A 12,744-nucleotide genomic window follows, 5' to 3' on the forward strand; every position below is an offset into this window, starting at 1 on the left:
GAAAACTGCCGGGTGATAACCACGATGAATGTACCCGATAAATTTCAAACGACCGGAAGATATACTCTACATAATTCGAATTGCAGTCAGGCGGCAAGCCCATTCCCCCCAGGAACATGAATAACAAGGTACTGGGGGGAATGGGGGCAGCTAACGCACATGCTACTTGAAGTATGACGAGGATAACGGGTGCAGAAAGAGGTGAATATGTATCTCGGTATCGATCTCGGTACATCCGGCGTAAAAGCCATTTTGCTCAGCGAATCCGGGCAGGTAGTCGCCACTCACAGCGAATCACTCACCCTTTCTCGCCCTCATCCTTTATGGTCAGAACAGGATCCTGAGCAGTGGTGGAATGCGACCGACAGAACCATTTTGGCGCTGGCAACAATACAGGATCTCTCTACCGTCAAAGCCCTTGGCCTGACGGGTCAAATGCACAGTGCCACGCTGCTCGGTGCGCACGGAGAGATATTACGCCCGGCTATCTTATGGAACGACGGACGCAGTTTTAAACAATGTCTGGAACTGGAAAAAACCGTGCCCGAATCCCGCCATATCACAGGAAACGTCATGATGCCGGGCTTCACAGCGCCTAAACTGGCATGGATAAAACAGCATGAGCCTGAGGTATTTAACCAGATAGATAAAGTATTGCTACCCAAAGATTACCTGCGCTGGCGCATCAGCGGAAATTTTGCCACTGATATGTCAGATGCAGCGGGGACTATGTGGCTGGATGTCGCTAAACGCGACTGGAGTGACGCCATGCTCAGCGCGTGCTTCCTGCATCGGAAGCAGATGCCTGAGCTGTTCGAAGGCTGCCAGATGACGGGCAAAGTTTCAGCCGAACTGGCAAAACGCTGGGGCATCGGGTGCATACCGGTGATTGCGGGTGGCGGTGACAATGCGGCAGGTGCGGTAGGTGTTGGCTTATACCGTGCAGGTCAGGCCATGCTCTCTCTCGGGACGTCAGGCGTCTATTTTGCGGTTAGCGACGGTTTCCTCAGTAATCCACAACAGGCCGTACATAGCTTCTGTCACACCTTACCCGATACCTGGCACTTGATGTCCGTGATGCTCAGCGCTGCCTCTTGCCTTGACTGGGCTGCAAAACTGACCGGGATGGCCTCGGTAGGTGACTTGCTGAAGCTGGTTGAGCAATCGACGCCCTCAGAAACGCCGGTATGGTTCCTGCCCTACCTGTCCGGCGAACGAACGCCGCACAATAACCCGCAGGCCAAAGGCACGCTGTTTGGTCTTACGCATGAGCATGGGCCAGCGGATATCGGCCGTGCAGTACTTGAAGGCGTAGGTTTTGCCCTGGCAGAGGGCATGGACGCGCTGCATGCCACCGGTCTGAAACCGGATTCGATCATCCTGATTGGCGGTGGCGCGCGCAGTCCTTACTGGCGGCAAATGCTGGCAGATATCAGCGGTCAAGTTCTCGAATATCGCACCGGTGGGGATGTGGGCCCAGCACTGGGCGCGGCCAGACTGGCGCAAATTGCCATGAACCCGCAGAAATCCCTGGCGCAATTACTGCCAGCTTTGCCTTTAGAACAAACCCACCAGCCGGATAAGGTCAGGCACCTCGCCTACAGCTCCCGTCGCAAGGTATTCAGTGAGCTGTATCAACGTTTATTACCCTTAATGAGTTGAATTTCGCTTACAGACAGCACTGTACATGGAGCAAGTGCACTTAAGCCAAAAGGCGCTCGAAAAAGCGCCTTTTGGTGTTCATCCTACTTATTCCCCTACAACCTACTCGTTCTTCTGAAGCAGGAATCGATATATCAATCCACCCACAACGCCACCGATTAACGGGACAAGCCAAAATACCCACAGTTGCTCTAGTGCTCATGACCCCTGGAGTTATCTTTAAAGTGGGGAATTCAATAGTAATGTAACTTTGTGAAGATTTTTCATGGCCAGAACATGATCCACTCGCACCCGATAATCTCTGCATAATTTTCTGCATATCAAGTGCCTCCTCGCTCAAAAATGGCATACACTCATTCATTAATTTCATACTCAGTTTTGTGGTATAGATCACGCTTTAATTGTATGATGAATACGTCACCCCACTGGAAAGAAGGCTATGCGCAACATCATAACGCTGTTATTGCAGTATATCAGGGCATTTGTATTGATTTACCTCTGCCTGTACGCAGGTATTGGTGTTTCATCATTGCTGCCGCTCACCATCCCTGGCAGTATCATTGGTATGCTGATCCTGTTTACCCTGCTCTGCACCCAGATCTTACCTTATCGCTGGGTGAAACCCGGCTGTAATGTGCTGATTCGCTATATGGCATTACTGTTCGTGCCCATTGGTGTCGGCGTAATGAGTTATTACGATGTGTTGCGTACTCAGTTTGGCCCGCTGGTCGTCTCCTGCTTTATCAGCACGCTAATCGTGTTGTTGGTCACCGGTTACTGCTCCCACTATGTTCACCGGGAGCGTCCGGTCACCGGCGAGGCGGAGGAGAAACCATGATCGACATTCTGTGGTCCCTGCCCTTAACGTTGCTGGTGTTTTTCGGCACTCGCAAATTGGCGGTGAAGCTCAAACTGCCGTTGCTCAATCCGCTGTTGATGTCGATGGTGATCATCATCCCTTTGCTGCTGATCACCCATATCCCTTATGCCCGTTATTTCGCCGGCAGCAAAATACTCAACGACCTGCTGCAACCCGCCGTGGTCGCGCTGGCTTTCCCGCTGTATGAGCAGTTGCATCAGATCCGCGCGCGCTGGAAGTCGATCATCAGTGTTTGTTTTATCGGTAGCGTGGTGGCGATGGTCACCGGCACCGCCATTGCTTTATGGATGGGTGCCACACCTGAAATAGCGGCGTCCGTATTGCCAAAATCTGTTACCACGCCGATAGCTATGGCTACGGCACAATCCATCAACGGAATACCGGCCATCAGTGCGGTGTGCGTTATTTTCGTCGGCATTTTAGGTGCGGTGTTTGGTCACATTATTTTGAATATTCTGCAGATCACGACCAAAGCCTCACGCGGTCTGGCGATGGGTACGGCCTCACATGCACTGGGCACCGCTCGCTGCGCTGAGGTGGATTTTCAGGAAGGTGCGTTCAGTTCGCTGGCGCTGGTGATCTGCGGGATCATCACTTCGCTGCTGGCCCCGTTCCTGTTTCCGGTGTTATTAGCAGTATTTGGGTAAATTCGTAGAGGATTGAAACGCTTGAGGGGCTGACAGATCAACGCTAAAAGGTGTATGCCACCCTGCTCTTTGCAACACAGAGTGACATACAAAGCTGAGCGCACCCGGTTTAAGCATGCTCAGAAAAGCGTGTCAGAACGGAGACTTTGCCCCTCCGTTCTGGAAAGCAGATCAGTATGAAAGGATCAGGAGTTCATTTTAAAGAGTGACATGCCCTGCATGTTACTGAAGGTTTTGTACGACGCCTGCAGTGCAACCTGCTGTAGAGAATATTGTGAAATGACCGCTGTCCAGTCGGCATTGACCAGCGAGCTGAGTTTGTCACTGTTAGTCAATTTGCGGTCATCTCCCAGCGAGTCCAGCTTATCGAGTTCACTCAGTTGAGTACCCAACTCGGAACGTACAGACAGCACATTGTTGAGCGAGTTACGCAGGCCACGGTTGGTCTTATCAATCGCGTCGGTGTAATCAGTATCGTTAGGGAAATCTTCTTTCGACGTTTTCAGCGCCTTCAGCGCGGTATCAATGGTCTTAAACAGATCAGACTCACTCGCCGAACCGTCAGGCTCTTTTACCGCATCCCCGGTCAACGCATTAAATACCTGCGAACCTGTATGGTTGATGATCATGGTGCGGCTGGCATCAACCTGCTGGGAAATAGATTGCGTGCCGCCGTTATAGGTCACAGCGCCGGTAGTGGCATCGGTGGTAAATGGCGGTTTATCGCTGTTATAACCGGCAAAAATATAGCGCCCATTACCGTCGGTGCTGTTGGCCAGGTTCAATATCTGATCCTTAATGCCCTGCAGCTTGGTCGCCAATGAACTACGGTCATCGTTGCTCAATGTACCGTCGCCGGCCTGAACAATCAGCGTCTGTGCGTCCTGAATACTCGATGTCACATTCTGTAGTAATGACTCTTCCTGACTCATGCTTTGCGTGGCAAAAGTACGGGCAACCCCATACTGATCGTTCTCAGCCTGTGCCTGCTGAACCATCACCGCCTGCGATGCAGCCAGAGGGTCATCAGAAGGTTTATTAACCTTCAGACCGGTCGCGAGCTGTACGCTCGTATCTTGCCAGCGTGACTGTGCATTGAGGACGCTGTCCATATTTTGCTGGTAAATCAAATTTGTACTAAGGCGCATAGCATCAATTCCTTATCGCATCAAAGTGTTTAATTAACGGATGTTGATGATCGCGTCGAAAATGGTAGACGCCGTCTGGATCACCTGCGCATTAGCCAGATAATATTGCTGAAAGCGCTGCAAATCGCCGTACTCTTCATCAGTATTCACACCGGAAATTGACTGCTGTTGCGCACTCAGTTGCGTCACGATGTTGGTCTGCGCGGTATTATTGATTTTCAGAGTCGATACCTGATTACCAACGTTACTCACCATGCTGGCGTAAGCCCCTGACAGCGTAGATTTACCTTCTACCAGCTTGGCCGTTTGTAAGTTGAGCAATTTCTGGGCGTTGCGGTTGTCACTGGCGCCCACGGCACCGGTGACCGGATCCACTTCGCTGGCGGCAGCAATTTTTGAAGAGTCGGTGATTACCAGATTAAGGCTACCGGCCACACCGCTGACGGTTTTTACCGTGAAGCTGTCTTTGGCGTTCGGTGTACCGGTAACAGAAACTTCCAGTCCGTCGAAATTCAGGGTTGGGGTGCCTGAAGTGTCAGTGCCCGCCGTTGGGGTAATTTTTGCGCCATCTGACGTACGGGTCGCGGTCCAGGCTGTGCCGTCATAAGACATTACGTAATCACTGGCTTTAACCGCAGAAACATTGCTGAAGGTTGCGCTAACTACTGCATTACCCGTGTTTTTGATGTTGGAGACGGTGGATGGCTGGTTGAAGCTGAAGAAGTCTCCGCCCTTATCGCCGTTCATGTCGAAGCCGCCTTGGTTGACAGTGTTGAAACTGTCGCCCAACGACAGCGCTAACTGACCCAACTGGTTAATGGCCGGATCGAGATTGTCTTTACGGAAGTTCAGTACCCCGCCCAGTGCCCCTGTCGTGATACGGCTTTCAGCGATTTCAGATACTGTGCCGTCCGGCTGTGTAACACCCACCGTCAGTTTGCTGGTATCTGCACTGGACGGGGTTGCCACGATAGTGCGGGTGTTTGACCCCTGCACTAACGGCACGCCGTTGGCGAAAGAGACGTTATACGCATCACCATCTTGCTGGGTTACCGTCACGCCCGCGATATCGTTTAGCTGGCTGACCATCTGATCGCGCTGGTCGAGCAGCGCGTTGGGTTCCTGGCCTGTCGTACCACGGGTGGTGGTAATTTGGGTGTTGAGCTTAGCAATCTGCGCCGCGAAATTATTGATCTGATTGACGTTGTCGGTGATCTGCTGATTGACCCCGCTACTCATATCTGCCAGATATTTCGCTGAACTGTTGAACTGCGAGGTCATCCCCTGAGCCTGTCCGAGTACCGCCTGCCGCGCGGCGCTGTCGCCTGAGTTACTGGTCAGCGTTTGCAGGCCGGTGAAAAACTTCTGCATGGCGGTCGAAAGACTGGTAGTGGTGTTTGACAACAAATCATCAATCTGTCCGGCCTGTGCATACTGGGTAGAGAGCGCGCTATTAACGTTGCTGGCACCCATTAACTGATTCACAACAAACGCATTATATTCACGGTTAATGCTGCTGACGCTAACGCCGTTACCGATGTAGCCTGCTGCAGTATTCGTCCCATTGCTCTGGCCAATAATTGCCGTCTGGCGGTTATAACCGGCCACGCTGACGTTGGCGATGTTATTACTGACCGTACTGAGCGCAGCCTGCGCCGCATTCAGCCCGCTCATTGCGGTATTGATCAAGCTGTTGGACATAAGTGTTTTATCCCAAAGTGACGCCGGCTGACGTTTTTATAAATTTAAGGGTTGTGAAAATCGGGAGCACTCCCTATTCCCCTGCTGCTGGTCTCTAAACTGATGTTTAGCTCTAAACTAGAAGTGTTATCGGCCTTAGCTGATGAAACTTGAGAGTTAATCGTCAGAAAATCTTACTCAAATCGGTGCTGTAAGCTTTTACCGCCTGCTGGCCTGCACCTTTGATTTTTTGAATAACACTGACCAGCTTGTCGGCATAGTTCGGATCGGTAGCGTAACCCGCAGCCTGTAAGGCATGAGCTGCCTGCTCCGGCGTTCCTGCGGCCATCACCTGGGCATAGCGCGGGTTGTTAGACAAGAGTTTCACGTAGTCGCCAATGGCCTCGACATAAGAGCCATAGACGCGGAAACTGGCCTGTACTTTTTTTGCCACGCCGTTGGTGTATTCGGTGGTGGTGATATTGGTGGTAGGCCCGTCCCAGCTGCTGCCAGCTTTGATACCAAACAGGTTAAAACTCTGTTTACCATTCGTGGTGGGGATCTCCCGCTGCCCCCAGCCTGACTCCAGCGCAGCCTGCGCCAAAATCAGTTGATGCGATATCCCGCTCTCTTTACTGGCAACCTGAGCCGGAATACTGAGGCGCGAGACAAATTGCCCGCTGTCCTGCCCCAATGGCGCGCCGCCAGAGGTGCGGTCAGGCGCATTGGGAATGGCTTTGCGGATCATCTGTTCCATCGCCAGCACCGGCAGGGTGTTTAGCACCTCTTTATCGAGCGCCATGGGCACCGTACCGGCCATTTCAGAAGGCTCAGGATTGCCGCCGGTCATCTGTTTCACCATCATTTCAGCCATGCCAAGCCCTTTGGCCGACAGGTTCTGGGCAATTTGCTGATCGTACATCGATGTATAAAGCCGGGTTTGATCGCTGCTGAGCAGGCCATCCTGCGGTAAGGCAGAACGCATGCTTTTAAGCATCATCTGTACAAAAACGCCTTCGAACTGCTTCGCGACTTCCGCAATATGCGCCTGCGGATCTTTTTGCGCCGCCAGCTTGAGTTTATTCAGCGACTGCGTGTCATACGCTGCGCCGGACATCGACATCAGATCGCTCATCAGATAATTTCCAGGTCGGCACGTAAACAGCCCGCGGTTTTCATCGCCTGCAGGATTGACATCAGGTCGATAGGCGTTGCACCCAGCGCGTTCAACGTGCGTACCACATTGTTCAGACTGGCGCTAGACTTAACCTGTTGCAGTGCGCCACCGGACTGACGAACGGAAATGTTGGTGTTTGGCGTAACCACCGTCTGACCGCCACCAAACGGCGTGTTCGGCTGGCTGACGTCATTCTGACGGTCAACGACCACGGAAAGATTCCCCTGCGCCACGGCACAGGAATCAAGCGTGACGTCACGGTTCATGACCACAGAACCGGTACGCGAATTGATGATCACTTTGGCGTCCATCGGGCCGACATTCACTTCAACGTTTTGGATTTGAGCCAGAATTCGCACCTGCGAGCTATTGCCTCGCGGCACCATCACCCGAATATTGCGCGCATCCAGCGCGGTAGCGGAACCCAGGCCGCCCTGGCGGTTGATGGCATCACTGACCTGCTGCGCCAGATTAAAGTCTTCGTCATTGAGTAGCAGATTGATCACCCCTTCGGCACCGAAGGTGTTGGGCAATTCTCGTTCAATGGTCGCGCCCGCAGTGATGCGTCCGCCTGAGAGTTGGTTGACGGTTACGCTGCTGCCACCGGACGATGCACCTGCACCACCCACCAGTACGTTACCCTGTGCCAGCGCATAAACCTGGTTGTCCACGCCTTTGAGCGGGGTCATCAGCAATGTGCCGCCGCGAATACTTTTGGCGTTACCCATCGATGAAACCACTACGTCGATGGTCTGTCCGCTTTTAGAGAACGGAGGCATTTTTGCCGTGACCATCACCGCCGCAACGTTTTTCAGCTGCATGTTAGTGCCCGCAGGCACGGTGATCCCCAACTGGGACAACATGTTAGTCAGCGTTTGGGTAGTGAACGGCGTTTGGGTGGTCTGGTCACCGGAACCGTCCAGCCCCACCACCAGCCCGTAGCCGATCAGGGCGTTATCACGCACTCCCTGAACACTGGCAAGATCACGGATACGCTCGGCGAAAGCAGGCAGCGCCACTAAAGCTGACAGTGTTAAACACAATAGCGCGGTACAAATTTTTCGCATGATTGCCTCTTAGTACGGCGAGAGATTAAGGAAGAACCGCTGCAACCAGCCCATGTTCTGCGCTTCATTGATGTAGCCGTTACCCACATACTCGATCCGGGCGTCCGCCACCTGTGTTGACACCACGGCATTGGCGCCGCTGATGGTGCGCGGATTGACCACGCCGGAGAAGCGGATAAATTCGGTGCCCTGATTGATTTCGATCTGTTTCTCACCCACCACGCGCAGGTTGCCGTTCGCCAGCACTTCGCTGACAGTAACGGTCAGCGTGCCGCTGAAGGTGTTGTTGGCCGCCGCGCCGCCTTTACCACCGAAGGTGTTGTCGCCGGACATGTCCATGTCAGCGCGGGCATTACCGAATAACCCTGCGAGATAGCGCGGAGCCGCAGCTACACCAAACTTACTGGCACCATTGCGGCTGGCGTTAGCGGACGAGTTTTTGCTGGCGCTGACGTTTTCCTGTAACACAATGGTCAGGGTATCGCCGATATTACGTGGTCGACGATCTTCAAATAGGGGCTGATAGCCATAGTTCATCGGTTGAACGGACTGGAAAATCGAGCCGTTCGGAACCGGTGGTGCCGCAGGGGCCGGTTGTGCCGACGTCGTGCCTTCTACCAACGGTTTATGCGGTAAATACGCGCAGCCATTGAGCAGCAACGTCACCAAAAGCGGCACGACCAACACAGCAGGCCGCTGAGCGGCTGCGCGGGTTACCGACGTTAATTTCATGGTCACCACAGATATCGCCTTAGTCTTAAAAATATCGACATTTAATACTTAGGGCACAGCACCTTAATGGGTCTGCTGTGCCCTGCTTTTACTGTCTTTGGTTATTACAACTGAGTCAGCTTCTGCAACATCTGATCGGAAGTAGAGACCGCTTTACTGTTGATCTCGTAAGCACGCTGGGTCTGGATCATATTGACCAGTTCTTCCGCCACGTTAACGTTCGAGGTTTCAACGTAACCCTGATACAACAAACCTGCGCCATTGAGGCCCGGCGTGCTTTCCGTTGGCGCACCAGAGCTTTGCGTTTCCTGGTACAGGTTTTCACCCATCGATTCCAAACCGCTGTCGTTGATGAACGTACTCAGCGTGATCTGCCCTACCTGCTGCGCCGCCGTCTGTCCCTGTTGGGTAACGCTGACAATACCGTCGCGGCCCACAGTGATAGACAAAGCGTTGGCCGGAATGGTAATGGCCGGGATCACCTGATAACCGCTTGAGGTCACCAGTTGACCATTCTGGTCAACCTGGAATGAGCCGTCGCGAGTATAAGAGGTCGTTCCATCAGGCAGTTGCACCTGAAAGAAACCCTGCCCTTTAATGGCGATATCTTTGCTGTTGTTGGTCTGTGACAGGTTGCCCTGCGCATGCAAACGCTCAGTCGCTACCGGACGCACACCGGTACCAATTTGCAGGCCGGACGGCAGATTGGTCTGCTCAGACGACTGTGCACCCGGCTGGCGGATAGTCTGGTACAGCAAATCTTCAAATACCGCACGCTGACGTTTAAAGCCGTTAGTACTGACGTTTGCCAGGTTGTTGGCGATCACGTCCATGTTGGTTTGCTGCGCGTCCAGGCCAGTCTTCGCAATATAAAGCGATGGGATCATGTTGTTACTCCTCTGCGGTCATCAGCTCAACGACAGCAGTGCGTTGGCGCGTTGTTCGTTTTCATCCACGCTGTGGATGACCTTCATCTGCATTTCGAAACGACGGGCATTGGCGATCATGTCAACCATGGTTTCGACGGGCTTGACGTTACTGCCTTCAAGCGTACCGGGCATCACGTGGATGCTCGCATCAGCCTGCAGGGCATTACCTCTGGCTTGCGCCGTGGCCGGGGTCAGACGAAACATGCCGTCATCACCGCGCGCCACTTCGTTACCTGCCGCTTTCACCAATTTCAGCTTACCGAGCTGGCCCATCGTGTTCGGATCAGCCCCCGCTTCAAGCACGGCAATCGTGCCGTCAGACGAGATGGTCAACTGCGCATTCGGTGGCACTTCGATCGGGCCGTTATCGCCCATGACCGGATTGCCCTGAATCGTCAGTTGGTTGTTCGGCGATACCTGAATATCGCCGTTGCGGGTATAAGCTTCAGAACCGTCAGGCATCTGCACCGCAAGAAAGCCATCCTGCTGCAGCGCCACGTCCAGCGGGCGTCCGGTGTAGTTGAGCTGTCCCTGCGTCATGTCAGCGCCCGGCGTTGAGGCCGTCACCAGCGTACGAGTTTCAATACTTGGCCCGTTCACCGGCACGGCACGCAGAGCCATCAGCTGTGCGCGAAAACCCGGCGTTGACGCATTCGCCAGATTACTCGCGGTGACCGACTGCTGATTCAGCGTTTGGCTGGCGGCGCCCATTGCGGTGTAGATTGCGTGATCCATAGTGCGTTCCTGTTGCGTCTGTCATTGCTGCGCGTCGTTTAATAAGATCAGCGCAGGTTGACCAGCGTGTTGAGGATGGAGTCCTGCGTTTTGATGGTTTGCGCATTCGACTGGTAGTTACGCTGGGCAACAATCATGTTGACCAGTTCTTTACTCAGATCGACGTTCGACGCTTCCAGCGCACCGCTGGTCATATTGCCGAAGCCGCCAGAGCCTGCCAGACCGGTGATAGGCTGACCGGAAGACTGGGTGGAGGACCACACGTTGTCGCCTTCGGATTTCAGACCTTCAGGGTTTGAGAAGTTGCTCAGCACGATCTGACCCAGCAGCTGGGTTTGCTGATTGGAGTAAACACCAGCGATGGTGCCGTCATCGTTGATCTGATAACCGGTCATTTGACCTGCCGCATAACCGTCCTGTTTCAGCGTACCGATGCTGTTACTGCCGGTGTTCTGCTGAATACTGCCCTGGAAGCTGAGTGCCACAGTTTGCGGAGTCGCTGCACCGTTGGCAGCCGTATTCATTGGCAAAGTCAGTGGGATCGCCGGGTTGCTGACGACACCCGCTGCATCAGCCGTACTGGTTAATGTGCCGCTAGTGCTGAAGTTCAGGCTGCCGATTTTGCCCGCGGTGGAACCTGCGACGCTGCTGTCCTGGGAGTAAAGATCCCACGAGTTCGCCACGGTGGCTGACTTGACGAAGTAGACGTTGTTGTCGTGCGAGTTACCCAGTGAGTCATAGGTCGTGATGGTGTTGACGTAGTTGTAGCTGGTCGGGTCTGAACTATTGAAAGTCGCGGTGACTGGCGTCTTATCAGTGGAGTTCAGGTTGGCTGCCATCGTGCCAGTTTGGGTCGCTTTAGCGATCATCATGGTGTTCGGAACATTCAACGCCACCGGCTGCGCGCCCTGCGCGATGGTCGGTGGTGTACCCGTTGCCGGATAGCCGGTCAGGCTCAGACCCTGTGAGTTCACCAGATTGCGGTTTTCGTCGAGGGAGAGTTGGCCGTTACGGGAATAAAATACCCCACCGCTGGCGTCGGTCATGCGGAAGAAACCGTTACCGCTCAGTGCGACATCCAGACCACGGTTAGTCGTGGTGGTGGTGCCGTCGCTGAAATCCTGAGTGATGGCGGCAACTTTCACGCCCATACCGGTTTGTGAACCGGCAAACATATCGGCAAAAGACGCGGTCGCTGATTTAAAACCGGACGTGGCGGAGTTGGCAATGTTGTTACCAATGACGTCCAGGTTTGACGATGCTGCATTTAGGCCGCTGACTGCTTGGGAAAAGCTCATGGTCTATTCCTTTATTCTCTGCATTCTGCACATTGCAGGGAGGTTGGCTGTTGGAATTCTTAAAAAGGTTTTATATGTTGCTGTGTGAAACGTAATGCAATTACAAAATCTGTCTTACATTGGCCAGCGTACTGCTGCCACGTACGCCGAGATCCAGCAGTGCGCCGGAACTGTCGTTAGTGACACCATTCACCAGCGCGTAATTTAGCGTGGTGGCCACCATCTGCTCGCCACCGCTGGTCGCGTTGACGCTGAAGCCGTAGCTGCCATCCGGTGCGGCAGTACCGTCGTCCTGCGTACCGTCCCAGGTATAACTGTGAACACCCGCAGTCTGCGCGCCGAGACTGATGGTTTTCACCACTTTGCCGGTTGCGTCGCTAATCGTGACGTTGGCGGTATCAACAGAACGTTCCAGCTCCAGACCAAACGGCGTGGTGCTGACTTTACCATCGGCGCTACCGACCAGAATCGCCTTGCCCGCGACCATCACGCCATGACCAATCAGCGAGGTCGCCTGTACAGACTGGTTACTGTTGATCTGGCCTGAAATGCTGCCGAGCGTGGTGTTAAGTTTTTCAATGCCGCTGACCGTATTAATCTGCGCCAACTGACTGGTGAGCTGGGCGTTGTCCATCGGATTAGTCGGGTCCTGATTCTTCAACTGCGCCACCAGCAACGTCAGAAAGTTATTCGACAGATCTTCTGCGGTCGATTTAGTGGTCGACGTGCCGGTCGTGGAAATGGTGTTGTCGGCGGTGTCGTTAATCGAGCTTAAAACTGACATAAGAC

The 12,744-nt window shown here is 53.7% G+C and carries 12 protein-coding genes and 1 pseudogene; 3 read left to right on the forward strand and 10 right to left on the reverse strand.

The genetic code is table 11. The features are described 5' to 3' along the window. The first annotated feature begins 207 nt into the window (after positions 1–207). Entirely contained in the window at positions 208–1,662 is a 1,455-nt protein-coding gene (gene xylB / locus ACMV8I_RS06395; RefSeq protein ID WP_498864740.1) for a xylulokinase, read from the forward strand. A 102-nt stretch (positions 1,663–1,764) separates the two neighbouring features. On the opposite strand, the pseudogene ACMV8I_RS06400 reads toward xylB, so the two are convergent. Next, a pseudogene (locus ACMV8I_RS06400) lies at positions 1,765–1,860 on the reverse strand (aquaporin); the annotation flags it as partial. Between the two features lie 241 nt (positions 1,861–2,101). Here ACMV8I_RS06400 and ACMV8I_RS06405 point away from each other — a divergent pair. Together ACMV8I_RS06405 and ACMV8I_RS06410 are read left to right on the forward strand one after the other, a co-directional pair. Continuing rightward, positions 2,102–2,500 carry a CidA/LrgA family protein gene (locus ACMV8I_RS06405; protein WP_498864337.1) on the forward strand — a complete coding sequence of 133 codons (399 nt, stop codon included), beginning with the start codon at positions 2,102–2,104 and terminating at the stop codon, positions 2,498–2,500. After that, positions 2,497–3,189 (forward strand): CidB/LrgB family autolysis modulator, encoded by a 693-nt coding sequence (locus ACMV8I_RS06410; protein WP_498864338.1) that lies wholly within the window; start codon positions 2,497–2,499, stop codon positions 3,187–3,189. The genes ACMV8I_RS06405 and ACMV8I_RS06410 overlap by 4 nt, the downstream gene beginning before the upstream one ends. A gap of 185 nt (positions 3,190–3,374) precedes the next feature. On the opposite strand, the gene flgL is transcribed toward ACMV8I_RS06410, so the two are convergent. From flgL to flgD, 9 genes are all read right to left on the reverse strand, one after another. Next, a complete protein-coding gene (gene flgL / locus ACMV8I_RS06415; protein WP_498864339.1) occupies positions 3,375–4,337 on the reverse strand; it encodes a flagellar hook-associated protein FlgL in 963 nt (320 codons plus the stop codon). Positions 4,338–4,370: 33 nt separating this feature from the next. Next, positions 4,371–6,038: a flagellar hook-associated protein FlgK gene (flgK, locus tag ACMV8I_RS06420; RefSeq protein ID WP_498864340.1), complete on the reverse strand. Its 1,668-nt coding sequence runs from the start codon at positions 6,036–6,038 to the stop codon at positions 4,371–4,373. Positions 6,039–6,201: 163 nt separating this feature from the next. Then, positions 6,202–7,152, reverse strand: a complete 951-nt coding sequence (gene flgJ, locus ACMV8I_RS06425) for a flagellar assembly peptidoglycan hydrolase FlgJ (protein WP_498864341.1) — start codon at positions 7,150–7,152, stop codon at positions 6,202–6,204. After that, positions 7,152–8,261 carry a flagellar basal body P-ring protein FlgI gene (locus tag ACMV8I_RS06430; RefSeq protein ID WP_498864342.1) on the reverse strand — a complete coding sequence of 370 codons (1,110 nt, stop codon included), beginning with the start codon at positions 8,259–8,261 and terminating at the stop codon, positions 7,152–7,154. The genes flgJ and ACMV8I_RS06430 overlap by 1 nt, the downstream gene beginning before the upstream one ends. Positions 8,262–8,270: 9 nt before the next feature. Then, entirely contained in the window at positions 8,271–8,993 is a 723-nt protein-coding gene (locus ACMV8I_RS06435) for a flagellar basal body L-ring protein FlgH (RefSeq protein WP_498864741.1), read from the reverse strand. 104 nt (positions 8,994–9,097) lie between these two features. After that, positions 9,098–9,880 (reverse strand): flagellar basal-body rod protein FlgG, encoded by a 783-nt coding sequence (gene flgG, locus ACMV8I_RS06440; RefSeq protein WP_498864343.1) that lies wholly within the window; start codon positions 9,878–9,880, stop codon positions 9,098–9,100. Positions 9,881–9,901: 21 nt separating this feature from the next. Continuing rightward, positions 9,902–10,657 carry a flagellar basal body rod protein FlgF gene (locus tag ACMV8I_RS06445; protein ID WP_498864344.1) on the reverse strand — a complete coding sequence of 252 codons (756 nt, stop codon included), beginning with the start codon at positions 10,655–10,657 and terminating at the stop codon, positions 9,902–9,904. 47 nt (positions 10,658–10,704) lie between these two features. Continuing rightward, positions 10,705–11,955 carry a flagellar hook protein FlgE gene (flgE, locus tag ACMV8I_RS06450; RefSeq protein ID WP_498864345.1) on the reverse strand — a complete coding sequence of 417 codons (1,251 nt, stop codon included), beginning with the start codon at positions 11,953–11,955 and terminating at the stop codon, positions 10,705–10,707. A gap of 100 nt (positions 11,956–12,055) precedes the next feature. Continuing rightward, positions 12,056–12,739, reverse strand: coding sequence for a flagellar hook assembly protein FlgD (gene flgD, locus ACMV8I_RS06455; protein ID WP_498864346.1), 684 nt, complete (start codon positions 12,737–12,739; stop codon positions 12,056–12,058). Positions 12,740–12,744 lie beyond the last annotated feature (5 nt).

Origin of the sequence: Ewingella sp. S1.OA.A_B6, from assembly GCF_049889095.1 — a bacterium.
Classification (GTDB): domain Bacteria; phylum Pseudomonadota; class Gammaproteobacteria; order Enterobacterales; family Enterobacteriaceae; genus Ewingella.